Here is a 24,643-nt window from a genome sequence, read left to right on the forward strand (position 1 = left end):
TTCATTGCTGCGCACGCCCCCTGGAGCCTTATGCCACGCTGCTTTTGGTGTTTCGAAGATCCGCTGTACATGGCTTATCACGATAAGGAGTGGGGCACGCCGCTACGCGATGCGCAGGGATTGTTCGAGTTACTTTTGCTCGAAGGGTTCCAGGCCGGGCTTTCCTGGATCACCGTGCTGCGCAAACGCGAGCATTATCGTCAGGTGATGTTCGGTTTTGATGTCCAGCGCGTGGCGCAGATGAGCGATGCCGAAATCGACGAATTGATGCTCGATCCGGGCATCATCCGCAACCGCCTCAAGCTCAACGCTGCCCGGCGCAATGCCCAGGCCTGGCTGGCGCTGGAGGACCCGGTGGGATTTCTCTGGTCCTTTGTCGGTGGCACGCCTGTGATCAATCATTTCAAGGATCGCAGCGAAGTACCGGCCGTCACGCCGATCGCCGTCGAGATGAGCAAAGGCCTGAAAAAAGCCGGTTTCACCTTCGTCGGGCCGACCATTTGCTACGCGTTGATGCAGGCCTCGGGCATGGTCATGGATCACACCCGGGACTGCGACCGCTACGCGCAGCTGGCGAACGGCGGTTAGAATGGCCGCCTCGCGCACAGCACAAGATCAGGAGTGAACTGTGGATAAGTTGAAAGGCGCCTTGCTGGTAGGCGCTCTGCGGCTGTTTGCCCTGCTTCCGTGGTGGGCCGTGCAGGCCGTGGGCTCGGCGATTGGCTGGGTCATGTGGAAAACCCCGAACCGTTCCCGCGACGTGGTACGGATCAATCTGTCCAAGTGCTTTCCGGAGATGGATGCTGCCGAGCGTGAGCGCCTGGTGGGCCAGAGCCTGAAAGACATCGGCAAGTCCCTGACCGAAAGCGCCTGCGCGTGGATCTGGCCGGCCCAGCGTTCCATCGACCTGGTGCGCGAAGTCGAAGGCCTCGATGTGTTGAAAGACGCCCTCGCTTCCGGCAAAGGTGTGGTCGGCATCACCAGCCACCTGGGCAACTGGGAAGTGCTCAACCACTTCTATTGCAGCCAGTGCAAACCGATCATTTTCTATCGTCCACCGAAGTTGAAGGCAGTGGATGAATTGCTGCAAAAGCAGCGGGTGCAGTTGGGCAACAAGGTCGCCGCTTCCACTAAGGAAGGCATCCTCAGCGTCATCAAGGAAGTGCGCAAAGGTGGTGCAGTGGGCATTCCCGCTGACCCGGAACCGGCCGAGTCCGCCGGGATCTTCGTGCCGTTCTTCGCCACCCAGGCGCTGACCAGCAAGTTCGTGCCGAACATGCTGGCCGGCGGCAAAGCGGTCGGCGTGTTCCTGCACGCCCTGCGCCTGCCCGACGGTTCAGGCTACAAAGTGATCCTCGAAGCCGCGCCAGAGGCCATGTACAGCACCGATACGGCGGAATCCTGTGCGGCCATGAGTAAAGTGGTCGAGCGTTATGTCGGGGCCTACCCGAGCCAGTACATGTGGAGCATGAAGCGCTTCAAGAAGCGGCCACCGGGTGAAGAGCGCTGGTACTGACTTACTTGGCACACTCTGTGGATAACCTTGTAGGAGCGAGCTTGCTCGCGATGGACGTTAACGATGATGCGGGCTGCCTAGCTGAACGCGGCGCCCTTGCATCCATCGCGAGCAAGCTCGCTCCTACGCGTATCCACAACCCGTTCTCAAGGGCGCAGAAGATGTCCGAACACCGCAAGTCATTGCGCATCAAGATCAGTCACGAAAGCATCGGCGATTGCCTGGGGCAGACGCGCAACCTGTCGACCACCGGCGTTTACGTCAAGCATCCCCTACTGTCGGCGCTGCCCCGGGGCGCGGTGGTCTACGGGCAGGTGCAGGACTTACCCACAGGCGCGCCGCGGGTGCGCATGGAAGTGGTGCTGGTGGATGCCGAGGGCATCGGTTTGCGTTATCTTTGATCAGTGCGCCTGACGCTCGAGCTTCTTCAGGAACACCGTCATTTCCTTCTCTGCCTGCTTGTCGCCATGGCCGCGAGCAGCTTCCAGGCCTTGTTCCCAAGCCTGCCGCGCGGCCGCAAAGTCCGCCAGCGCCAGATGGGCCTTGCCCAGTAGTTTCCACGCCGCCGAATACTTCGGATCGAATTCGACACAGCGCTGAAAATGCTCCACAGCCTTGGCGTTCTCCCCCAGATCCAGATAGCCCTTGCCCAGGCCGAAGCGTAGCAAAGAGTTATCCACACCCTTGGCGAGCATTTTTTCCAGGGATTCGATCATCGGTGGATTCCTTTTTGAGGTGTGTCAGGAAGATGTCCGGGATCTGGAAATCCGCTATCGCGAGCAAGCTCGCTCCCACAGTTGATCTTCAGAAACACAAATGCTGTGTGCGACCGAGAACCCTGTGGGAGCGAGCTTGCTCGCGATGAGGCCAGTCTGATCACCGAAAAAACCGGATCAGAAGAAGCTCAACCCCACATGGAACAACTTCTCCACATCGCGAATATGCTTTTTATCCACAAGGAACAGAATCACATGGTCGCCGGTTTCGATCACGGTGTCGTCATGGGCGATGATTACTTCCTCATCGCGGATGATCGCGCCGATGGTGGTGCCCGGTGGCAGGCCGATGTTCTCGATGGCCTTGCCGATCACTTTGCTCGATTTCGCATCGCCATGGGCAATCGCCTCGATGGCTTCTGCCGCGCCCCGACGCAGTGAGTGCACGCTGACGATGTCGCCACGGCGCACGTGGGCCAGCAAGGTGCCGATGGTCGCCAGTTGCGGGCTGATGGCGATGTCGATGTCGCCGCCCTGGATCAGATCGACATAGGCCGGGTTGTTGATGATGGTCATCACTTTCTTCGCACCCAGGCGCTTGGCCAGCAGCGACGACATGATGTTGGCTTCGTCGTCGTTGGTCAGGGCGAGGAACAGATCCGCATCGGCGATGTTTTCTTCCAGCAGCAGGTCGCGGTCCGAGGCACTGCCCTGCAACACCACGGTGCTGTCGAGATGGTCCGAGAGATGGCGGCAGCGTGCCGGATTCATCTCGATAACCTTTACCTGATAACGGCTTTCGATGGCCTCGGCCAGGCGCTCGCCGATCTGCCCGCCACCGGCAATGACGATGCGCTTGTAAGTCTCGTCGAGACGGCGCATTTCGCTCATAACTGCGCGAATGTTCGCTTTGGCAGCGATGAAAAATACCTCGTCGTCGGCCTCGATCACCGTGTCGCCCTGGGGCAGGATCGGCCGGTCACGACGGAAAATCGCCGCGACGCGGGTTTCCACGTTCGGCATGTGTTCACGCAACTGCCGCAGTTGCTGGCCCACCAGCGGCCCGCCGTAATAAGCCCGCACGGCCACCAGTTGCGCCTTGCCTTCGGCGAAGTCGATCACCTGCAAGGCGCCGGGATGCTGGATCAGGCGCTTGATGTAGTTGGTGACCACCTGCTCGGGGCTGATCAGCACGTCCACCGGAATCGCTTCGTTCTGGAACAACTGCTCTTCGCGGGTCAGGTACGCGGCTTCGCGAACCCGGGCGATCTTGGTCGGTGTGTGGAACAAGGTGTGGGCGACTTGGCAGGCGACCATGTTGGTTTCATCGCTGTTGGTCACGGCGACCAGCATGTCGGCGTCATCGGCCCCGGCCTGGCGCAGCACGGTCGGGAATGAGCCGCGACCTTGTACGGTGCGGATGTCCAGGCGGTCGCCGAGATCACGCAGGCGTTCGCCATCGGTGTCGACCACGGTGATGTCGTTGGCTTCGCTGGCCAGGTGTTCCGCCAGCGAACCGCCGACCTGCCCTGCTCCGAGGATGATGATTTTCATCCAGTCACTCCATTGAATCCATTTAACCGCGAGCGGCGGCGATCTTGATCAGCTTGGCGTAGTAGAACCCGTCGTGGCCGCCTTCCTGGGCCAGCAACTGGCGACCATGGGGCTGCTTGATGCCGGCCGTCGTGGCGAGGTCCAGCTCACGGGCGCCCGGCGTGCGGGCGAGGAAGGCTTCGATGACTTCGGTGTTCTCGGTCGGCAGCGTGGAACAGGTGGCGTACAGCAGGATGCCGCCCACTTCCAGCGTGTTCCACATGGCGTCGAGCAGTTCGCCTTGCAGCAACGCCAGCGCGGCGATGTCGTCGGGTTGGCGGGTCAGCTTGATGTCCGGGTGACGACGAATCACGCCGGTGGCCGAGCATGGTGCGTCCAGCAGGATGCGCTGGAACGGCTTGCCGTCCCACCACGCCTGAGTGTCACGGCCGTCGGCGGCAATCAGTTCGGCGCTCAGCTTCAGGCGTTCGAGGTTTTCCCGTACCCGCACCAGCCGCTTGGCTTCCAGGTCTACCCCCACGACGCCGGCCAGTTTTGGCTCGGCTTCGAGAATATGGCAGGTCTTGCCGCCTGGCGCGCAGCAGGCGTCGAGCACCCGTTGACCGGGGGCCAGGTCGAGCAGATCAGCGGCCAGTTGCGCGGCTTCGTCCTGCACGCTGATCCAGCCCTCGGCGAAACCCGGCAGGCTGCGCACATCGGCGGCGGCGTCGAGCACGATGCCGTCGCGGCTGTAGACACAGGGTGTGGCGGCGATACCCGCGTCAGTCAGCAAACCGAGGTAGACATCCCGGGTGTGATGGCGACGGTTGACCCGCAAAATCATCGGCGGATGTGCGTTGTTGGCAGCGCAAATGGCTTCCCATTGCTCTGGCCAGAACGCCTTCAGGGATTTCTGCAGCCAGCGTGGGTGGGCGGTGCGCACCACCGGATCGCGTTCCAGTTCGGCGAAAATCGTTTCGCTTTCGCGTTGAGCGTTACGCAGCACAGCGTTGAGCAATGCCTTGGCCCAAGGCTTTTTCAACTTGTCGGCGCAACCGACGGTTTCACCGATGGCGGCATGGGCCGGGACACGGGTGTAGAGCAACTGATAGAGACCGACCAGCAACAGTGCCTCGACATCGGCGTCGGCGGCCTTGAACGGTTTCTGCAGCAGCCTGGCCGCCAGCGCCGACAGCCGTGGCTGCCAGCGTGCGGTGCCGAACGCCAGGTCCTGGGTGAAGCCGCGATCACGGTCCTCGACCTTGTCCATCTGCGTGGGCAGAGAACTGTTCAGGGAGGCTTTTCTGTTCAGGACAGCAGCGAGTGCCTTGGCGGCGGCCAGACGCGGATTCATTGAGCGTCCGCCGCTTGACCGAGGACAGTGCCGGTGGCGAATTTCTCGCGGCGGCTGTTGAACAGATCGCTGAAGTTCAGCGCCTTGCCGCCGGGCAATTGCAGACGGGTCAGGCACAAGGCCTGCTCACCGCACGCGACGATCAGGCCATCTTTGCTGGCACTGAGGATTTCACCCGGGGCGCCTTTGCCTTCGGCGAGGTTGGCGGCTAGCACTTTCAGTGCTTCGCCATTCAAGGTGCTGTGGGTGATCGGCCACGGGTTGAAGGCACGGACCAGACGCTCCAGCTCAACCGCCGGGCGACTCCAGTCGATGCGTGCTTCGTCCTTGTTCAATTTGTGCGCGTAGGTGGCCAGGCTGTCGTCCTGCACTTCGCCTGCCAGGGTCCCGGCGGCGAGGCCGGCAATCGCCTGGACCACGGCCGACGGTCCCATTTCGGCCAGACGATCGTGCAGGCTACCGCCGGTGTCTTCGGCGCTGATCGGCGTGGCGACCTTGAGCAGCATCGGCCCGGTGTCGAGGCCGGCCTCCATGCGCATCACGGTCACGCCGCTTTCCGCATCGCCGGCTTCCACGGCGCGCTGGATCGGCGCAGCACCGCGCCAGCGCGGCAGCAGCGAGGCGTGGCTGTTGATGCAACCCAGGCGCGGAATGTCCAGCACCACTTGCGGCAGGATCAGGCCGTAGGCGACCACCACCATCAAGTCCGGATTCAGTGCAGCCAGTTCAGCCTGAGCATCTTCGTTGCGCAGGGTCGGCGGTTGCAGCACCGGGATATTGTTTTCCAGCGCCAGCTGCTTGACCGGGCTTGGCATCAGTTTTTGCCCGCGACCTGCCGGACGATCCGGTTGGGTGTAGACCGCGACGATCTCGTAAGGGCTGCTCAGCAGGGCCTTGAGGTGTTCGGCGGCGAATTCCGGGGTGCCGGCAAAGACAATGCGCAGTGGCTCAGTCATGGGTGACGTCTCTTGAAAAGAAAAAGGCTTGCCGCAGCAAGCCTTTGAAGATGGGCATCAGGCGTTCTGGCGATGTAGCTTTTCCAGTTTCTTCTTGATGCGGTCGCGTTTGAGCGTGGACAGGTAATCGACGAACAATTTGCCATTGAGGTGGTCGCATTCGTGCTGGATGCACACGGCGAGCAAATCTTCGGCGATCAGTTCGTAAGGCTGGCCGTCGCGGTCCAGCGCCTTGACCTTGACCCGTTGCGGGCGATCGACGTTTTCGTAGAAGCCTGGCACCGACAGGCAGCCTTCCTGATACTGACCCATTTCGTCGGTCAGCGGTTCGAACTCGGGGTTGATGAACACTCGCGGTTCGGTGCGGTCCTCAGAGAGGTCCATCACGACGATACGTTTGTGCACGTTGACCTGGGTCGCGGCGAGGCCGATGCCAGGCGCTTCATACATTGTTTCAAACATGTCGTCGACCAACTGACGCACTTCGTCGTCCACTACGGCCACTGGCTTGGCGATAGTGCGCAGACGCGGATCAGGGAATTCGAGGATGTTTAAAATGGCCATAAGCTTGATTAGTGCACGTGTGAAGTAAGGTCGGGTCGATGGCCTGGCGGGTCCGAAGAAATGCAGGCTACCGTTGTAAAACGTAGCTCCCTTCTGTTGACAAGCAAGTTTTGACAAGCAAGCCGGGAGCGAGCCACTGAGGGCTCTGGCGTTTCACGCGAACGTACATAATAAAGGGATTCACCGCATGAGGAAATCACTACTCGCCCTGCTACTCCTGGCCTCGGCCGGTTTGGCCCACGGGCAAGTGCCGCTCAGGGAAGATATTCCCACCATAAAGCTGTCGCCCCAGGTGCGCAGCAGCCCGGTGACCGAGACAATCCCCAGTATTGCGCTGAAATCGATCAACAGCTTTCTGCTGAGCAACCGCATCGTCGACAAGGCCGAGGATTTCGACAAGGCACCCTACATTGTCGCCGGCGATGCCGAGCGCGTGCTCAGCGGCGCCGGTGACCGCATCTTTGCCCGCGGCCATTTCGATCCGGCGCAACCGGTGTACGGCATCTTCCGCCAAGGCAAGGTCTACACCGATCCGCAGAGCAAGGAAATTCTGGGGATCAATGCCGACGACATCGGCGGCGGCGAGGTCGTGGCCATCGAAGGTGACGTCGCCACCCTGGCGTTGCAACGCACGACCCAGGAAGTCCGCATCGGCGACCGCCTGTTCAGCGGCGAAGAGCGCTCGATCAATTCGACCTTCATGCCCAACGCGCCGGGCACCGAGATCAACGGCTTGATTATCGATGTGCCGCGCGGGGTCACGCAGATAGGCGCACTGGACGTGGTCACGCTGAACAAGGGGCAACGCGACGGCCTGGCCGAAGGCAATGTGCTTGCGGTGATGAAGACCGGCGAAACCGTGCGCGACCGGATCACTGGCCAGCCGTTGAAAACTCCCGATGAGCGCGCCGGTCTGCTGATGGTTTTCCGTACCTACGACAAACTCAGCTACGGGCTGGTGCTCAATGCATCGCGCTCGCTGGCGGTCATGGACAAGGTGCGAAATCCGTAAGTGTGCTTCACAAGTTACCAACAGAGTTATCCACAGCTTATTCCCGTTTGTACGGGTGCTCATAACGATCAAGGATGATCCATGTCGCTGTCTGCCGTTACACCGGTTTCCCCTGCGGAACTGGAAGCCCGCTTGCGTTTGCATCGACTGCCGGAACTCGGTCCCGCGCGTTTCAAGAAATTGCTCGAGGCCTTCGGTTCGGCATCCAAAGCTCTCAGTGCGCCCGCCAGTGCCTGGCGTGCACTGGGCCTGCCGCTGGCGTGTTCGCAGGCTCGCCGTTGCGCTGATATTCGCGATGGCGCGAGCCATGCATTGGCCTGGCTGGAGCGTCCGGGTCAGCATTTACTGATGTGGGACCAGCCGGACTACCCGGCACTGCTGGCACAAATCAGCGATGCACCGCCGCTGTTGTTTGTCGCTGGCGATCCGGACATTCTGGAAAAACCACAGCTGGCGATGGTCGGCAGTCGTCGCGCGTCCCGGCCAGGGATGGACACCGCTGCCGCGTTTTCCCGCAGCCTGGCGGGTGCCGGTTTTGTCATTACCAGCGGCCTGGCCCTGGGCATTGACGCCGCCGCGCACCAGGCCGCGCTCGATGTCGGCGGGCAAACGGTCGGTGTGCTTGGTACGGGGCTTGAGAAGTTTTATCCACAGCGAAATAGACGCCTGGCGGACGCCATGATCGCTTCGGGCAGTGCGGTGCTTTCGGAGTTTCCGCTGGATGCAGGCCCCAGCGCCAGCAACTTCCCTCGGCGCAACCGGATCATCAGTGGTTTGTCGCTCGGGGTGCTGGTGGTCGAAGCCAGTGTCGCCAGCGGTTCACTGATCACCGCGAGGCTGGCGGCGGAACAGGGGCGCGAGGTGTTTGCGATGCCCGGGTCGATCCATCATCCCGGCGCCCGCGGCTGCCATCAATTGATCCGTGACGGTGCGGTGCTGGTGGAAACCATCGAACACATCCTCGAAGCCTTGCGAGGCTGGCAACGACTGTCGTTATCCACACAAACCTGCACCCCTGCAACGACTCACCCGCTGTTGAAGTTACTGCATGCCGCGCCTCACACCAGTGAAGCGCTGGCCGATGCAAGCGGCTGGGCCTTGCCGAAAGTGCTGGTGGCGTTGACGGAACTGGAAATGGACGGTCGTGCCGTTTGCGAAAGCGGGCGCTGGTTTGCACGGGTGAGCTAGGTTTTATAAACAAGATCGGTAAACTGCGCAGAGCCTTATTCTGGAGTGTTTTTCATGGTCAACAGTTGGCGTGTGCAACAAGCCGCGCAAGCAATTCGCGCCGGGGCGGTGATTGCCTACCCAACCGAAGCAGTCTGGGGCCTGGGTTGCGACCCGTGGGACGAAGAAGCGGTGGAGCGTTTGCTGCTGATCAAGGGTCGGTCTGTGGACAAGGGCTTGATTCTGGTCGCCGACAACATCCGTCAGTTCGATTTCCTTTTCGAAGACTTCCCCGAGTTGTGGATGGACCGCATGGCCAGTACCTGGCCGGGGCCGAACACCTGGCTGGTGCCACACCAGAACCTGCTGCCGCAGTGGATTACCGGCGTGCATGAAACCGTGGCGCTGCGGGTCAGCGATCACCCGCTGGTACGGGATTTGTGCGCGCTGGTCGGGCCGCTGGTGTCGACGTCGGCCAACCCGCAGGGACGTCCGGCGGCGCGTACGCGGATTCGCGTCGAGCAGTATTTCCGTGGCCAGGTGGATCTGGTGCTGGGTGGCAATCTGGGCGGACGCAAGAACCCGAGCGTGATTCGCGATCTGGCGACCGGCAAGGTTGTGCGCCCGGATTGAGACCGAGGTGCGCCCATCGCGAGCAGGCTCGCTCCCACAGGGGATTTGTGTTCGACACATAACCAATGTGGGAGCGAGCCTGCTCGCGATGACGTCAGTCAGGGCAACAAAACAACCGAGCCTGTTGTACGCCGCGCCGACAACTCGGTCTGCGCCTTCGCCGCGTCAGCCAGTGGATAACGCTGGCTGACGTCCACGGTCAACTTGCCGCTGATGATCATTTCGAACAACTCGTCGGCCATGCGTTGCAGGTTCTCGGCGTTGTTCGCATAAGTGCCCAGGGTTGGCCGGGTCACGTACAGCGAACCTTTGCCCGCGAGAATCCCCAGGTTCACGCCGTCCACTGCGCCGGACGCATTGCCGAAGCTCACCACCAGCCCCCGCGGAGCGGCGCAGTCGAGTGAAGTCAGCCAGGTGTCCTTGCCGACACCGTCGTACACCACCGGGACTTTTTTGCCGTCGGTCAATTCCAGCACGCGTTGTGCGACGTTTTCATGGCTGTAGTCGATGGTCGCCCAGGCCCCGTTGGCCTTGGCCAGTGCGGCTTTCTCCGCCGAGCTGACCGTGCCGATCAGCTTCACGCCCAAGGCCCTGGCCCATTGGCAAGCCAGGGAACCGACCCCACCGGCCGCGGCATGGAACAGGATGGTTTCGCCGCCTTTGAGTTCATAGGTCTGACGCAGCAGGTACTGCACGGTCAGGCCCTTGAGCATCACGCCGGCGGCCTGTTCGAAACTGATAGCGTCTGGCAGTTTCACCAGATTGGCCTCGGGCAAGACGTGAACATCACTGTAGGCGCCCAATGGGCCGCTGCCATAGGCCACGCGATCGCCGACCTTGAAGCGGGTCACGTCGCTGCCCACCGCTTCGACCACGCCCGCGCCTTCGGAGCCGACACCCGATGGCAGGGACGGCGGCGGATACAGACCGCTGCGGTAATAGGTGTCGATGAAGTTCAGACCGATCGCCTTGTTGGTCACGCGCACTTCCTTCGGACCTGGCGCGGCGGGCTGGTAGTCCACATATTCGAGCACTTCGGGGCCGCCATGGGCGCGGAACTGGATACGCTTTGCCATCTGAACTCTCCATAGGTCGTTTTACCAAGCTCCCTATCGGACTCCTAAGCTTGATCTTCGTCAACTGCGACGGGTCGACTTGCGATGGTATGCTACGGGCCCATTTGCGCAGGCTGAGCTCCAAGGGAGCACCGCGTAGTTTTGCCCGATTCAAGGTGATGACATGACGACCCGCACCGAGGCCGTAAAGGCCTACCTGCTCGACCTGCAAGACCGTATTTGCGCCGCTCTGGAAGCCGAAGACGGTGGCACGCAATTCGTCGAAGACGCCTGGACCAGGCCGGCCGGCGGTGGCGGTCGCACCCGCGTGATTGAAAACGGCGCGGTGATTGAAAAGGGCGGCGTCAACTTTTCCCACGTCTTCGGCAGCGGTCTTCCACCGTCTGCCAGCGCCCACCGGCCAGAGCTGGCGGGCCGTGGCTTTGAAGCCCTGGGCGTGTCGCTGGTGATTCACCCGCACAACCCGCATGTGCCGACTTCCCACGCCAACGTGCGTTTTTTCATCGCCGAAAAAGAAGGCGAAGAGCCGGTCTGGTGGTTCGGTGGCGGTTTCGACCTGACGCCTTACTACGGCAATGAAGAAGACTGCATCCACTGGCACCGCGTTGCCGAACAGGCCTGCGCGCCGTTCGGTCCTGACGTTTACCCGCGTTTCAAGGCCTGGTGCGACAGCTACTTCCAAATCAAGCATCGCCACGAGCCGCGTGGCATCGGCGGGCTGTTTTTCGACGACCTGAACGAGTGGGATTTCGATACCAGCTTTGCTTTCATGCGCGCCATCGGTGATGCGTACATCGACGCCTACCTGCCAATCGTGCAGCGCCGCAAGAACGATGCGTTCACCGCCCAACAGCGTGAGTTTCAGGAATTCCGCCGTGGCCGCTACGTTGAATTCAACCTGGTCTACGACCGCGGCACGTTGTTCGGCCTGCAATCGGGTGGGCGTACCGAGTCGATCTTGATGTCGCTGCCGCCGCAAGTGCGCTGGGGTTACGACTGGAAGGCCGAGCCTGGCAGCGAAGAAGCGCGCCTGACAGAGTACTTCCTGCAAGACCGCGATTGGTTGGCCGAAGCCTGAACGAGGAATCCTGATGGACCGTTATGTCGTATTCGGTAACCCGATTGACCACAGCAAGTCGCCGCTGATCCATCGCCTGTTTGCTGAGCAGACCGCGCAGAAGCTGGACTACAACACGTTGCTGGCGCCACTCGACGACTTTTCCACCTGTGCCCGGACGTTTTTCCTCGAAGGACGCGGCGCCAATGTGACGGTACCGTTCAAGGAAGAGGCCTATCGGCTGGCGAACAACCTGACCCCGCGGGCGCAGCGGGCGGGCGCGGTCAATACCCTGAGCAAGTTGGCCGATGGCAGTCTGCTGGGCGACAACACCGATGGTGCCGGGCTGGTGCGCGATCTGACGGTCAACGCCGGATTCAGCCTCAAGGGCAAACGCATTCTGCTGCTCGGAGCCGGCGGTGCGGTGCGCGGTGCTTTGGAGCCGTTGCTGGCCGAGCAACCTGCGTCGGTGATCATCGCCAACCGCACGGTGGACAAGGCCGAGCTGCTGGCGGAATTGTTCGGCGATCTGGGGCCGGTGTCGGCCAGCGGTTACGACTGGTTGCAGGAGTCGGTGGACTTGATCATCAACGCGACGTCGGCGAGCCTGACGGGCGATGTGCCGCCGATTGCACCCAGCCTGATCGAACCGGGCAAAACGGTGTGCTACGACATGATGTACGGCAAGGAACCGACCTCGTTTTGCCGCTGGGCCAGCGAACACGGCGCGGCGGTGGCGATGGATGGCTTGGGGATGCTTGCCGAGCAAGCGGCGGAAGCTTTCTTCTTGTGGCGCGGGGTGCGACCGAATACGGCGCCGGTGCTGGCGGAGTTGCGTCGGCAGCTGGCCCTATAACCTACTGTAGGAGCGAGCTTGCTCGCGAAAAACCCGAGGGCACCTTAGGCATCTGGTTTTGCGCGTTTTCGTTCACGACCTTCGTCGGAGCGCCGCCCGGAGCAAGCTCGCTCCTACAGGGGGCGGTGTTTCAATCCTCAAACCGGATCGGGCATTTCTCCGCCCCTTCGAGCTTCCTCAACTCTTCCACCACCTGCGGCCGTGCCCGGCGCAAGGTCAGGCTGCGGTCCTGACGCAACAGGCGCCGCGCTTCCTGATGCAGCATTTCCACCCCTGAATAATCGATGAAGTTGATCTGCTGCGCCTCGATCACCACCCGCACGCCATGCATCCGTTGCAGACGCACTTGCAGGTAGTGGCTGGCACCGAAAAAGATCGAACCGCCCACCCGCAGAATATCCTCCTCGCCATCTCGTACATGCTGCACCCGGGGTTGCGATGTGCGTTTGAGGTAGAAAAAAAGCGAGGCCAATACGCCGGCGTAGATCGCCGTTTGCAATTCCAGCAGCAGCGTGGCGACGCAGGTCAGTGCCATGACCACGAATTCAGCGCGGCTGACCCGCAACAACGCGCGAATGCCGCGATGGTCCACCAGTCCCCAGGCGATCAACAGAATGCTGCCGGCCATGGCCGGAATCGGGATGTGCGCGATCAGGCTCGCACCGAAGATCGCAAACAGCGCCACCCACAATGCCGAAAAGATCCCGGCCAGTGGCGAACAGGCCCCCGCTTCATAGCTCAGGCCTGAGCGCGTGAAGGAGCCGGCCGACAGCGATCCGGAAAAAAACGCCCCGACGATATTCGACAAGCCCTGGGCACGAACTTCCTGATTCGCGTCGAGTAATTGCTGCGAACGTGCAGAAATCGAGCGGGCAATCGACAGGCTGGTGACCAGCCCGAGCATTCCGACCGCCACCGCGCTGGGTAGCAGGCGCAGGATCAGGTCGAGGTCCAGCGGCAACGGACTGAAGGGCGGTAATTGGCCAATGAATGCGTTGACCAGCTGCACGTGCCCGAACATCGATGGCCAGAGCCAGACGAGCAATCCGCCAAGGATCAGGGTGATCAACAGCGTCGGCCAGCGTGGCAACCACAGCTTGAGGATCACGCCCACCACCACTGTCGCCAGCCCCAGCGCCAGCGAAGGTTTGTCCACTTCGCCGAGATGGCGCAACAACGTGATGAAACTATCCAGCGCGGTGGCTTGGCTGGGCAAGTCCAGCCCCAGCAGGTTAGGCAATTGACCGATGGCAATCACCACGGCAGCACCCAGGGTGAAGCCGAGTACCACCGAGTGCGAGACGAAATTCACCAGCGCGCCAAACCGCAGCAAACCCAGCAGCCACTGAAAGATGCCGGCAAGAAACGTCAGCAACAGGATCAACATGACGTAGTCCTGCGTTGCCGGAACGGCCAGAGGACTGACGCTGGCGTACAGGACAATCGAGATGGCCGCCGTAGGACCGCAGATCAAATGCCACGATGAGCCCCAGAGACAAGCGATCAACACCGGGATGATTGCCGCGTACAGGCCGTATTCCGGTGGGAGACCAGCGATGAGCGCGTAGGCAATGGATTGCGGCAACGCCAGAATCGCGCCGCTGAGGCCGACAATCAGGTCACGACCGACGCTGGCGCGGGTTTGCTTGGGCAACCAACTGAGGAATGGAAAGAGTGAATGGCGGCTTGGCAGGGCCATGGGGCCTCTCGGTGAATAAACGGCGAAAATGTCAGGGTGGTGGGTCAGAACCAGTTGTGCAAGGACGCCATCGCGGGCAAGCCCGCTCCCACAAGGATCTCCGAAAACCTGTGGGAGCGGGCTTGCCCGCGATGGCGTCCTTGAACGTTACAACTTGGCTTTCACCGCCGGCAACGCATCCTTCCCATCCACGGTCTTCACCCCATCGAGCCACTTGTCCAGAACTGCGGGGTTGGCCTTGATCCATGCCTTGGCCGCGTCGGTATTGCTGACTTTCTTGTTCACCACCTCGGCCATGATGCTGTTCTCCATGTCCTGGGTGAAACTCAGGTTGGTCAGCAGCTTGCCAACGTTCGGGCAGGCCTGTGCATAACCTTTGCGGGTCAGGGTATGAACGCTGCCGGTGTCGCCGAAGTATTTCTCGCCGCCCTTGAGGTAATGCATTTTCAGCTGCACGTTCATCGGGTGCGGGGTCCAGCCGAGGAAGGTCACGAACTTCTGTTTTTTCACCGCACGGGACACTTCCGCCAGCATTGCCTGCTCGCTGGACTCGACCAGTTTCCACTGGCCCATGTCGAAATCGTTTTTCTTGATGATCTCTTGCAGCGAGATGTTCGCCGGCGCGCCGGAGCCGATGCCGTAGATCTTGCGGTCGAACTTGTCGGCGTATTTGTTCAGGTCGGCAAAGTCATGCACACCCGCGTCCCACACGTAGTCCGGAACAGCGAGGGTGAATTCGGTGCCGTCGAGGTTCTTCGCCAACTGGGTGACATCGCCGCTGGCGACGAATTTGTCGTAGAAGCCCTGCTGCGCCGGCATCCAGTTACCCAGGAACACATCGACCTGGCCATCCTTGAGCCCGCCAAAGGTGATCGGCACCGCGAGAGTGTCGACCTTGGCCTTGTAGCCCATGCCGTCCAGCAGAAACCCGGTGATGGCATTGGTCGCGGCAATGTCGCTCCAGCCCGGGTCGGCCATCTTTACCGTCTCGCAACTCTGATCGGCAAACGCCGATGCACTGCCCAGAGCCAGGAGCCCGACCGTCAGTACTGTGGATAACCTTTGCATGGACTTCCCCTTAACATTATTGGTTTTGGCAGGGTTGTGGATAACGTGCTTTACGCTCCAGATCGTCGAGGTCGATGTGGTTGCGCATGTATTGCTGACTGGCGTCCACCAGCGGCTGGTGATCCCAGCTCTTCAGCTTGCCGAGGGTCAGCGCCTCGGCCACGAAACGTCGACGCCGCTGGCTGGCGAGCACCTGCTGGTGAATCGTCGGGATGTTCCATTTGGTCCGCGCTTCAGCGAGAAAGTCGTCGAACAGCTGGCGATGTTGCGGCGAATGGCTGAGTTCTTCCAGTTCGCGAGGGTCGTTGTGTACGTCGAAGAGTAGGCAGGGATCGTCTTCGCTGTAGATAAATTTGTAGGCACCGCGGCGGATCATCATTAACGGGCTGATGGTGCCTTCGGCCATGTATTCGCCGAACACTTCGTCGTGACCGCCCTGCCCTTGCAGGTGCGGCACCAGCGAACGGCCATCCAGCGGCAAGCCAGGTTCCAGAGTGCCTCCGGCCAGTTCAACGAAGGTCGGCAACAGGTCGGCGGTCGAAACGCTGGCGCTGACCCGACCGGCACCGAATTGCCCCGGTGCGCTGATCAGCAGCGGCACCCGTGCGGCCATTTCATACCAGTGCATTTTGTACCAGAGGCCACGTTCGCCGAGCATGTCGCCGTGGTCGCCGGAGAATACGATGATGGTGTCGTCGATCAACCCGGTATCTTCGAGGGTTTGCAGGAGTTTGCCGACGTTGCTGTCGATATAGCTGCACGCTCCGAAATAGGCCCGGCGGGCATCGCGGATCTTATCCACAGGCAGTGGCTTGTCCCACAGGTCGTAAACCTTGAGCAAACGCTGGGAGTGTGGATCGAGTGAATGCTGATCCGGGGCTGTAGGCAGCGGGATGTCGGCATCGTCGTACAAATCCCAGAAGGCTTTGGGAATGGTGTACGGGTCGTGTGGGTGAGTCATCGAAACGGTCAGGCAGAACGGCTGGTCTCCATCTTCGCGGATATGATCGAACAGGTATTGCTGGGCCTTGAACACCACCTCTTCGTCGAAATCCAGCTGATTGGTGCGCACACACGGGCCGGCTTGCAGCACCGACGACATGTTGTGATACCAGGTCGGGCGCACGTCCGGTTCATCCCAGTTCACTGCCCAGCCGTAGTCGGCCGGGTAAATGTCACTGGTCAGGCGTTCTTCGTAGCCATGCAGCTGGTCCGGTCCACAGAAATGCATCTTGCCCGACAGGGCGGTGCGGTAGCCGAGGCGGCGCAAGTAATGGGCATAAGTCGGTACGTCGGCGGGGAAATCGGCGGCGTTGTCGTAGGCGCCGATCTTGCTCGGCAACTGGCCGCTGACCAGGGTGAATCGCGACGGCGCGCACAGGGGGCTGTTGCAATACGCAGAATCGAACACCACGCCTTGTGCGGCGAGGCGGCTGAGATGGGGCAGCTTGATGGGCGACGGGCCGTAGAACGGCAACATTGGCGCGGCCATTTGATCGGCCATGATGAAAAGAATGTTCTTGCGCTTCATGTGATCGCGGCATTCCATAGTGGATGTTTATGCGAGAGTGCTGGCTTCGAGAATGAAACCCTCGCACCTTGCGGTAAAGCCCATGCGCGGCAATGACTAGGATAAGCACAGCTTATGTATGACGCCCTTGGTGACCTGTCACTGGATTTGCTTCGCGCCTTCGAAGCGGCGGCCCGCCAGCGCAGCTTCACCGCAGCGGCGGTTGAACTGGGCACGACGCAACCGGCCATCAGCCAGCAGATCAAGCGCCTGGAAGAACAATTGGCGACCCGCCTGTTCGACCGCATTTATCGTGGAATCGAACTGACCGAGGCCGGCCAGATTCTTTTTGAGCAGGTTCAGCTCGGATTGCAGAATATCGACGCAGGATTGAGTGCAATCAGCGCACAGCAACAGCATGAAGTGCTGCAAGTTGCCACGGATTTTGCCTTCGCAGCCTATTGGTTGATGCCGCGTCTGCACCGCTTTCACGCGGCCAATCCGCAGGTGGATGTCAGCCTGGTCACCAGTGAACGCAGTCATAACATGCTACGTACTGATATCGATGTGGCGGTGCTGTTTGGCGATGGCCGCTTCAAGCAGGGTGAAAGCCATTGGCTGTTCAGCGAGGAAGTGTTTCCGGTGTGCAGCCCGCAGTTGTTGAGCGAGCGGACCTTACCTTTGCCGGCCCAGGCATTGCTGGAGTTTCCATTGCTGCACCTGCGTGGGGAACACAGCAGTAACTGGTTTGACTGGAGTGGTGTGTTCCGCGAGTTGGGCATCACCTCGCCCCCGGCGCCCGGACAGTTGCGCTTCGACAACTACACCCTGCTGATTCAGGCCGCGATTGGCGGTCAGGGCGTGGCCATTGGTTGGCGGCACCTTGTGGATAACTTGCTCGCGCAAGGGTTGTTGTGTCGGCCGATCGGCGAAACTGTGATGTCGAGGCTGGGTTACTACGTGGTTCTGCCCCAGCGCAAACGGCGTGGAGCTTTGATCCAGCAGTTTGTGGATTGGTTGATGGCCGAGCAGGCCAGCAGTGCGGAGTCGTTGTCGGGGTTGTCATTGCCTTCGATTGCGGTGTGAAACGTGAAACGATCGCAACCTGTGCCGCGTGATCTGCTCGACCGGATATAGGGGATTTCAAATGCAACACATAACGGGCTACCACGCCCATGTCTATTTCGACGCCAGCACCATCGATCAAGCGCGAGCCTTGTGTGAACAGGCGGCGCAATTGTTTCCACTGAAAATGGGCCGCGTGCACGAGCGTCCGGTCGGTCCGCACCCGGACTGGAGCTGCCAGTTGGCGTTCGAACCGCAGGTTCTGGGCGACGTGCTGCCGTGGCTGGCGCTGAACCGCAAGGGTCTGGTGGTATTCCTGCACCCGGACACCGGCGACGATCTGCTCGACCACACCGAGCACGCGATCTGGATGGGCGCGATTCGGCCGCTGGATCTGTCTATTTTTTGATCAGAGTGTTTCTTCAGCCTCGCCGGGCAAGTGTTCGTCCAGGTGCAGCCACGGCAAGCGGCTGTCGGTCCAGATGTGCCGCTCGGCCGGTGCTTGCTCGGGATGGTCGAGGGTGGCGATGGTCAGGTCGATGGTTTCCGGGCTCAGGTGCGTCACCACCGCCAGTTGCGCTCCACAGTGGCCGCAGAAGTATCGCGCGCAGGTGGATGAGGAGTCGTACCGCGACGGTGTCCCGGCCAACCATTGAAAGGCGGATGCCGGCACGGTGATCCAGGTGGTCACGATGCCGCCGCTGACCCGTCGGCAAATCGAGCAATGGCAGTGGACGATATCGTGCAGCGGCCCGCTGAATTGATAGCGCAGTTGCCCGCAATGGCAGCCGCCGGTGTGAGTTTTGTTCATGGCATTCCTCCTGATGCGTCATTACTGACGCCTTCGCGAGCAAGCCCGCTCCCACACTGGATCTGTGTCGTACACAAAGCTGATGTGGGAGCGGGCTTGCTCGCGAAGGCTGTAACCCGGTTCGCCTCCCAGCCCCGGTCCGACGACCGGTCGTGCATCCGGTCAAAGCTTTCATCACCGAAAGCTGGCTGAAAGCTTCCCCGATTAGGATCGCCCCCACTACCGGCAACAGACCGGTTGGCCAATGCCAGCGTGTTATCGCTCGCACAGCCCATTTAACAACAACAATGGTGATTCTGATGTCCTCTTCTACCCGCCGCTTCGCCGCAACTCCACCCGTACGCCTCGTGCTTTCCGTTCTGCGCTGATCACGCCCGATCCGCCCATTCCCTAGCCGCGCTACGCCTGGAGTATTCCCATGCTGACTTTCCTTGGCTTCGCCATGGTCATCACGTTCATGTTCCTGATCATGACCAAGCGCCTGTCCGCGCTGATCGCCCTGATCATCATCCCGATCATTTTCGCTCTGTTTGGCGGTTTTTCGCCGAAGATTGGCCCGATGATGCTCGAAGGCATCACTAAGCTTGCGCCAACCGGCGTGATGCTGATGTTCGCTATTTTGTACTTCGCCCTGATGATCGACTCCGGCCTGTTCGACCCGGCCGTGCGCAAGATCCTCAAACTGGTCAAGGGCGACCCGCTGAAAGTTTCGGTCGGTACCGCCGTACTGGCGCTCGTCGTTTCCCTCGATGGTGACGGCGCGACCACTTACATGATCTGTGTGGCCGCCATGCTGCCGCTCTACAGCCGTATCGGCATGAGTCCGCGGATCATGGCCGGCCTGATCATCCTCGCCGGTGGCGTGATGAACATGACCCCATGGGGTGGCCCGACCGCTCGCGCTGCCAGTGCGTTGCATGTGGATCCGTCCGACATCTTCGTACCGATGATTCCTGCGATGCTGGCCGGTGTGGTGGCGATCCTGGTCATTGCCTACTTCTACGGCAAGCGTGAACGTGCGCGCCTGGGTGAACTGCACCTGGTGGGCGATGAAATCGACCACAGCGAAATCAGCGTTTCGCAGTTCCCGGATGCCCGTCGTCCGAATCTGATCTGGTTCAACGGCGCCCTGACCCTGGCCCTGATGGGCACCCTGATCGCCGGCCTGCTGCCGTTGCCGGTGCTGTTCATGGTGGCGTTCAGTATTGCCATGATCGTCAACTATCCTTGCCTGCAACAGCAGAAGGATCGCGTTGCGGCTCACGCCGGTAGCGTGCTGGCGGTGGTTGGGCTGATCTTTGCGGCCGGTATCTTCACCGGTATCCTGACCGGCACCGGGATGGTCGACGCCATGTCGAAAAGCCTGCTGGCGGTGATTCCGGACTTCCTCGGCCCGTACCTGGCGGTGATCACGGCGCTGGTCAGCATGCCGTTCACCTTCTTCATGTCGAACGATGCATTTTATTACGGCGTGTTACCGGTTCTTGCCGAGGCCGCCAGCCATTACGGTATAACCGCGGTGGAAATGGCACGTGCCTCGATCGTCGGTCAGCCCGTCCACCTGTTGAGCCCGCTGGTTCCATCGACTTATTTGTTGGTGGCCCTGGCCGGCATCGATTTCGGTGACCACCAGCGCTTCACCCTGAAGTGGGCAGTGCTGGTTTGTATCTGCATACTGATTGCTGCACTGCTGTTGGGGACTTTCCCGATGTTCAGCACTCTATAAGCCCAAGACTCACCACAAAGGGTCCAGGCTTCGCTGTTTGAAGCCTGGACCCTTTGTGGTTTAACAATCGCTCAAAGGAATACACATGGAATGGCTGACCAACCCTGAAATCTGGGTTGCCTTCTTTACCCTGACCGCCCTGGAAATCGTCCTGGGTATCGATAACATCATCATGATTTCGATCCTGGTCAGCCGCATGCCCAAGCACATGCAGGCGCGCACCCGGATTTTCGGCCTGGCGCTGGCGATGGTCACGCGGATTCTATTGCTGCTGTCGATCACCTGGGTCATGCGCCTCACGGCGGACCTGTTCGAGGTGTTCGGCCAGGGTATTTCCGGGCGCGACCTGATCCTGTTCTTCGGTGGTCTGTTCCTGCTGTGGAAAAGCTCGCAAGAGATGTACCACGCGCTGGAAGGTGAAGACGAAACCAGCGACGAGCCAAGCGGCAAGGGCGGCAACTTCCTCTACACCATCATCCAGATCGCGATCATCGATATCGTGTTCTCGCTGGACTCGGTGATCACCGCGGTCGGCATGGTTTCCCACGTACCGGTCATGGTCGCGGCGATCATCGTGGCGGTGCTGGTGATGATGTGGGCATCTGGCACCATCAGCGAGTTCATCGACAAGCACCCGTCGCTGAAGATGCTGGCGCTGTCGTTCCTGTTGATCGTCGGTACTGTGCTGATTGCCGAATCCTTCGACGTGCATATCCCTAAAGGTTACGTCTACTTCGCCATGGCGTTCTCGCTGGCGGTGGAAGCGATCAACATCAGGATGCGCACCGCGATTGCGAAAAAGAAGAAGCAGCAGGAGCCGGAGCCGGTGAAACTGCGCAAGGACATTCCGGGGCAGTAACCCTGTAGGAGCGAGCTTGCTCGCGATTGACTCGAGCGCTCCGCGTTAACCTCGTAAACACGCGTTTTCGTTAACGACCATCGCGAGCAAGCTCGCTCCTACATAAAATCGGGGCCATCGGGCCCCTTTTTCATGCCTGCGTGAACACGATTTCATGACGGTTTTGTTTCAATCCCTTCTTTGGCTATGCGATGCTGGCGCGCAGACCGTTAGCCAACTACAGCTTAAGTACAGAACGAAGAACGTAGAACGTCGCGCGGTACCGTCAACTTGCTCCTTTGGAGCGCTACACCACAGGGGGCCTGTATGCTCACCCTGCTCAATTTGCTTTCTGCCGTGGCCCTGCTGATCTGGGGCACGCACATCGTCCGAACCGGCATCCTGCGGGTCTACGGTACCAATCTGCGCCATGTCATTGGCCAGAACGTGTCCAAACGCTGGTTGGCTTTCGTCTCCGGAATCGTCGTGACGGCGATGGTCCAGAGCAGCAATGCCACTGCCATGCTCGTCACTTCCTTTGTCGGCCAGGGCCTGATGGCGCTGACCCCGGCGCTGGCCACCATGCTTGGCGCGGACGTCGGTACGGCGCTGATGGCGCGGGTGCTGACGTTCGATCTGTCGTGGCTGTCGCCGTTGCTGATTTTTGTCGGGGTGATTTTCTTTCTGTCGCGCAAGCAGACCCGACTCGGCCAGATGGGCCGTGTCGCCATTGGCTTGGGGTTGATCATTCTGGCGCTGCAACTGATTGTCGAAGCGGCGCATCCGATTACCCATGCCAAAGGCGTGAAGGTGATTTTCGCCTCGCTTACCGGTGACATCCTGCTCGACGCCCTGGTTGGCGCGCTGTTCGCGATGATTTCCTATTCCAGCCTGGCCGCTGTACTGCTGACCGCGACCCTGGCGGGTGCCAACGTGATCAGTCTGCCGGTGGCCATCGGGCTGGTGATCGGCGCCAATATCGGCAGCGGTGTACTCGCCTTCCTCAGCACCAGCATGCAGAACGCCGCCGGGCGCCAAGTGGCGCTGGGCAGCCTGCTGTACAAACTGATTGGTCTTTTATTGATCATTCCGGTGCTCGATCCGCTGGTGCACTGGCTCGATGGCTTCGATTTCAGCCCTCAGGAAATGGTCATTGGCTTTCACCTGCTCTACAACACCGCGCGCTGCCTGATCCTGCTGCCCAGCATCGATCCGATGGCCAGGTTTTGTGCCTGGGTGCTGCCGGAGCGCCTGCAGGCCAACGGCATGGCCAAGCCCCGGCACCTTGACCCCACTGCGTTGGTTACGCCCGGTTTGGCACTGGCCAACGCGGCCCGGGAAACCCTGCGCGTGGGCGATCTGATCGACAGCATGCTCGAAGCCATGCTCGACGTATTGCGCGGCAAGCAAACCGCCGTCACCCAGGAAATTCGCCGCCTGACCGACGATGTGGAAGCGCTCTACAGCGCGATCAAGTTGTATCTGGCGCAAATGCCCCGGGAAGATCTCAGCGATCAGGACAGCCGGCGCTGGGCGGAAATCATCGAACTGGCGATCAACCTGAAACTCGCCAGCGACTTGATCGAACGCATGCTGCGCAAGATTCAGCAGCAGAAAACCTCGCAGCGCCGGTCGTTTTCAGAAGTCGGGCTGGACGAGTTGACCGGGCTGCATACTCAATTGATTTCCAGCCTGCGGCTCGGGATGTCGGTGTTTCTCAGCGGCGACCCGGAAAGTGCCCGGCAGCTGGTGCGTGAAAAACGTCGTTTCCGTGCACAGGAACGGCGCCTGGCCCATGCTCATGTCAGCCGCTTGCAACGTAAAATCGTGCAAAGTATCGAAACCAGTTCGTTGCACCTGGAGCTGATCGCCGACATGAAGCGTCTGAATTCACTGTTTTGCAGCAGTGCCTACGTAGTGCTGGAAACATCGGACACCGGCGCGCTGGTGGTCGACGATTTGAGTGACATCACTCATTCACCCTGAACGTCCACAGTTGCCTGAAGTCTGTTGAACTTACGCTGGCCGTATGGAACCCGTTATGCGTTGTCTGTTGCTCGCCTGCCTGTTGCTTGGTTCATTCCCGTCATTCGCCCTGGATCGCTTTCAGGTCGAGGGCTACACCCTGCGCAACGGTTTGCAGTTGCTGCTCAAGCCCGGCACCGACCATGGGCATGTGGCAATCCGGCTGGTGGTCGGCGTTGGCCTGGACGATTTCAACTGCGAAGAAAAGGAGTTGCCGCATCTGCTGGAGCACCTGCTGTTCAGCGGCATCGACGCCAGCGGCGAAGGTGGCCTGGAAGAACGCATGCAGGCCTTGGGTGGTGAGTGGAACGCCTACACCAGTAACGCCGATACGACCTTCGTCATCGAGGCCCCGGCGAAAAACCAGCGCAAGGTGCTCGACCTGCTGCTGGCGCTGCTGACCCAGACCCGCTTCGACGACTATGCCATCAACGCTGCCAAGCAAGTGGTCGAGCGTGAAGACGGCGGCCACTACTCGCACCTGCAGCGTTGGCTCGATCGTCAGGACCTGGGCCACACCGCCAGCAACCAGCTGGCCGTGGAGCTGGGCCTCAAATGCCCGGAGCGTGCGCAAGTCGATGACCTGACCCGTGAGCAACTGGAGCGGGTGCGCAAGGACTGGTATGCGCCGAACAACATGACCCTGATTGTGGTCGGCGACCTCGACAAGTTGCTGCCGGCCTATCTGGAGCGGGCGTATGGCGGGCTGGAAGCGATTACCCCCGGCGAGCATCCGCCGCTGCCGCAAATCCAGGTCAGCGCCGCCCACGAGCGCACCCTGCCCCACGGTTTGGTCGGCAACGGCGCCAAATTGCACTGGCTGGTGCCGGAGCCAGTGCTGGAAGATGGACACGACGAAACCTTCGATTTGCTCAAGGATTATCTGGATTGGGCGCTCTATCGCCAGCTGCGCCTGGCTCACGGTTTGTCCTACGGCCCGTGGGCGGAACGCGAGGTGTTCGGCGGCGTGGGTTTCATGAGCCTCAATGCCGATCTTGAGCGCGACGACGTGGCCGCTGCCGAACACGTGCTCGATGACTTGAAGGCCGAACTGCTCAAGGACGGCCTCAATGCCGACACCTTCAACCGCCTCAAACAGGCCGCGATTGCCCGTCAGGCCTGGGCCGTACAAGGCAACAGTGCGTTGGCCGACTACTACTGGAGCGCCATCGGCGATTACCAGGACGGCCGTTTCGCCAACCCGGCCCGGGAGCTGGAAGGGGTGACGCTGGAAGAAGCGAACAAGGCTGTGCGTGAGTTGCTCCTGCAACCGGGATATTTGCGGATCGAGAAGCCTTTGTTCAGTTATGACCAATTGATGTGGTTGGTGGTCGGGGTGGCGGGGTTGCTGGTGTTGAGTGTGGTGGGCTGGCGTTTGCATCGCAGGAAGTAACCACACTGTTTGGCAGGAAAACTCCTTGTGGGTAACACAATCCCCCTGTGGGAGCGAGCTTGCTCCGG

General features: G+C 60.7%; 24 protein-coding genes. 14 read left to right on the plus strand and 10 right to left on the minus strand.

The genetic code is table 11. The annotated features are described in order from the left end of the window. Positions 1–30: 30 nt before the first annotated feature. From ACEN8Z_RS02820 to ACEN8Z_RS02830, 3 genes are all read left to right on the plus strand, one after another. The gene (locus ACEN8Z_RS02820) at positions 31–588 is read left to right on the plus strand and encodes a DNA-3-methyladenine glycosylase I (RefSeq protein ID WP_495596704.1); all 558 of its coding nucleotides are present in this window, start codon (positions 31–33) and stop codon (positions 586–588) included. A 40-nt stretch (positions 589–628) separates the two neighbouring features. Beyond that, entirely contained in the window at positions 629–1,516 is an 888-nt protein-coding gene (locus ACEN8Z_RS02825) for a lysophospholipid acyltransferase (protein WP_008002301.1), read from the plus strand. Between the two features lie 161 nt (positions 1,517–1,677). Continuing rightward, the gene (locus tag ACEN8Z_RS02830) at positions 1,678–1,917 is read left to right on the plus strand and encodes a hypothetical protein (protein WP_033052655.1); all 240 of its coding nucleotides are present in this window, start codon (positions 1,678–1,680) and stop codon (positions 1,915–1,917) included. Here ACEN8Z_RS02830 and ACEN8Z_RS02835 read toward each other — a convergent pair whose 3' ends face one another. From ACEN8Z_RS02835 to def, 5 genes are all read right to left on the minus strand, one after another. After that, positions 1,918–2,232 (minus strand): tetratricopeptide repeat protein, encoded by a 315-nt coding sequence (locus ACEN8Z_RS02835; protein ID WP_008002299.1) that lies wholly within the window; start codon positions 2,230–2,232, stop codon positions 1,918–1,920. Between the two features lie 177 nt (positions 2,233–2,409). Next, positions 2,410–3,786, minus strand: coding sequence for a Trk system potassium transporter TrkA (gene trkA, locus ACEN8Z_RS02840; protein WP_008002298.1), 1,377 nt, complete (start codon positions 3,784–3,786; stop codon positions 2,410–2,412). 22 nt (positions 3,787–3,808) lie between these two features. Continuing rightward, the gene (rsmB, locus tag ACEN8Z_RS02845; protein WP_495596705.1) at positions 3,809–5,119 is read right to left on the minus strand and encodes a 16S rRNA (cytosine(967)-C(5))-methyltransferase RsmB; all 1,311 of its coding nucleotides are present in this window, start codon (positions 5,117–5,119) and stop codon (positions 3,809–3,811) included. Then, complete coding sequence (gene fmt / locus ACEN8Z_RS02850) at positions 5,116–6,075, minus strand: methionyl-tRNA formyltransferase (RefSeq protein ID WP_495596706.1); 960 nt, start codon at positions 6,073–6,075, stop codon at positions 5,116–5,118. The genes rsmB and fmt overlap by 4 nt, the downstream gene beginning before the upstream one ends. Before the next feature lie 57 nt (positions 6,076–6,132). Beyond that, positions 6,133–6,639, minus strand: coding sequence for a peptide deformylase (gene def / locus ACEN8Z_RS02855; protein WP_008002295.1), 507 nt, complete (start codon positions 6,637–6,639; stop codon positions 6,133–6,135). Between the two features lie 187 nt (positions 6,640–6,826). On the opposite strand from def, the gene ACEN8Z_RS02860 reads away from it, so the two are divergent. The 3 genes from ACEN8Z_RS02860 to tsaC all read left to right on the plus strand — a co-directional run bounded on the left by ACEN8Z_RS02860 (position 6,827) and on the right by tsaC (position 9,451). Next, complete coding sequence (locus ACEN8Z_RS02860) at positions 6,827–7,651, plus strand: peptidoglycan-binding protein (protein WP_495596707.1); 825 nt, start codon at positions 6,827–6,829, stop codon at positions 7,649–7,651. A gap of 81 nt (positions 7,652–7,732) precedes the next feature. Next, a complete protein-coding gene (gene dprA / locus ACEN8Z_RS02865; protein ID WP_495596708.1) occupies positions 7,733–8,839 on the plus strand; it encodes a DNA-processing protein DprA in 1,107 nt (368 codons plus the stop codon). A 54-nt stretch (positions 8,840–8,893) separates the two neighbouring features. Beyond that, the gene (gene tsaC, locus ACEN8Z_RS02870; protein ID WP_007985104.1) at positions 8,894–9,451 is read left to right on the plus strand and encodes an L-threonylcarbamoyladenylate synthase type 1 TsaC; all 558 of its coding nucleotides are present in this window, start codon (positions 8,894–8,896) and stop codon (positions 9,449–9,451) included. Between the two features lie 98 nt (positions 9,452–9,549). Here tsaC and ACEN8Z_RS02875 read toward each other — a convergent pair whose 3' ends face one another. Then, positions 9,550–10,527 carry an NADPH:quinone reductase gene (locus ACEN8Z_RS02875; protein ID WP_495596709.1) on the minus strand — a complete coding sequence of 326 codons (978 nt, stop codon included), beginning with the start codon at positions 10,525–10,527 and terminating at the stop codon, positions 9,550–9,552. 163 nt (positions 10,528–10,690) lie between these two features. Between ACEN8Z_RS02875 and hemF the strand changes: the two genes are divergently transcribed. Next, positions 10,691–11,605, plus strand: a complete 915-nt coding sequence (hemF, locus tag ACEN8Z_RS02880) for an oxygen-dependent coproporphyrinogen oxidase (protein ID WP_495596710.1) — start codon at positions 10,691–10,693, stop codon at positions 11,603–11,605. Between the two features lie 13 nt (positions 11,606–11,618). Further along, positions 11,619–12,440 carry a shikimate dehydrogenase gene (aroE, locus tag ACEN8Z_RS02885; RefSeq protein ID WP_495596711.1) on the plus strand — a complete coding sequence of 274 codons (822 nt, stop codon included), beginning with the start codon at positions 11,619–11,621 and terminating at the stop codon, positions 12,438–12,440. A gap of 130 nt (positions 12,441–12,570) precedes the next feature. Here aroE and ACEN8Z_RS02890 read toward each other — a convergent pair whose 3' ends face one another. From ACEN8Z_RS02890 to betC, 3 genes are all read right to left on the minus strand, one after another. Then, a complete protein-coding gene (locus tag ACEN8Z_RS02890) occupies positions 12,571–14,139 on the minus strand; it encodes a SulP family inorganic anion transporter (protein WP_495596712.1) in 1,569 nt (522 codons plus the stop codon). Between the two features lie 147 nt (positions 14,140–14,286). After that, complete coding sequence (gene choX, locus ACEN8Z_RS02895; RefSeq protein WP_495596713.1) at positions 14,287–15,207, minus strand: choline ABC transporter substrate-binding protein; 921 nt, start codon at positions 15,205–15,207, stop codon at positions 14,287–14,289. Between the two features lie 16 nt (positions 15,208–15,223). Next, positions 15,224–16,738 (minus strand): choline-sulfatase, encoded by a 1,515-nt coding sequence (betC, locus tag ACEN8Z_RS02900; RefSeq protein WP_495596714.1) that lies wholly within the window; start codon positions 16,736–16,738, stop codon positions 15,224–15,226. Positions 16,739–16,852: 114 nt separating this feature from the next. Between betC and ACEN8Z_RS02905 the strand changes: the two genes are divergently transcribed. After that, complete coding sequence (locus ACEN8Z_RS02905; protein WP_495596715.1) at positions 16,853–17,803, plus strand: choline sulfate utilization transcriptional regulator; 951 nt, start codon at positions 16,853–16,855, stop codon at positions 17,801–17,803. A 61-nt stretch (positions 17,804–17,864) separates the two neighbouring features. Next, positions 17,865–18,191 carry a DOPA 4,5-dioxygenase family protein gene (locus tag ACEN8Z_RS02910; RefSeq protein WP_008002280.1) on the plus strand — a complete coding sequence of 109 codons (327 nt, stop codon included), beginning with the start codon at positions 17,865–17,867 and terminating at the stop codon, positions 18,189–18,191. On the opposite strand, the gene ACEN8Z_RS02915 is transcribed toward ACEN8Z_RS02910, so the two are convergent. Beyond that, on the minus strand, positions 18,192–18,593 hold the full coding sequence (locus tag ACEN8Z_RS02915; RefSeq protein ID WP_008002278.1) for a GFA family protein: 402 nt from the start codon (positions 18,591–18,593) through the stop codon (positions 18,192–18,194). A gap of 418 nt (positions 18,594–19,011) precedes the next feature. On the opposite strand from ACEN8Z_RS02915, the gene ACEN8Z_RS02920 reads away from it, so the two are divergent. From ACEN8Z_RS02920 to ACEN8Z_RS02935, 4 genes are all read left to right on the plus strand, one after another. Beyond that, positions 19,012–20,319: a CitMHS family transporter gene (locus ACEN8Z_RS02920; protein ID WP_008002275.1), complete on the plus strand. Its 1,308-nt coding sequence runs from the start codon at positions 19,012–19,014 to the stop codon at positions 20,317–20,319. Positions 20,320–20,404: 85 nt separating this feature from the next. Next, the gene (locus ACEN8Z_RS02925) at positions 20,405–21,178 is read left to right on the plus strand and encodes a TerC family protein (RefSeq protein WP_495596716.1); all 774 of its coding nucleotides are present in this window, start codon (positions 20,405–20,407) and stop codon (positions 21,176–21,178) included. Between the two features lie 306 nt (positions 21,179–21,484). Then, positions 21,485–23,143, plus strand: coding sequence for a Na/Pi cotransporter family protein (locus tag ACEN8Z_RS02930; protein ID WP_007985126.1), 1,659 nt, complete (start codon positions 21,485–21,487; stop codon positions 23,141–23,143). 55 nt (positions 23,144–23,198) lie between these two features. Beyond that, the gene (locus ACEN8Z_RS02935) at positions 23,199–24,575 is read left to right on the plus strand and encodes a M16 family metallopeptidase (RefSeq protein WP_495596717.1); all 1,377 of its coding nucleotides are present in this window, start codon (positions 23,199–23,201) and stop codon (positions 24,573–24,575) included. Positions 24,576–24,643: the final 68 nt, after the last annotated feature.

It is taken from the genome of Pseudomonas sp. Pseusp10 (genome assembly GCF_059492225.1).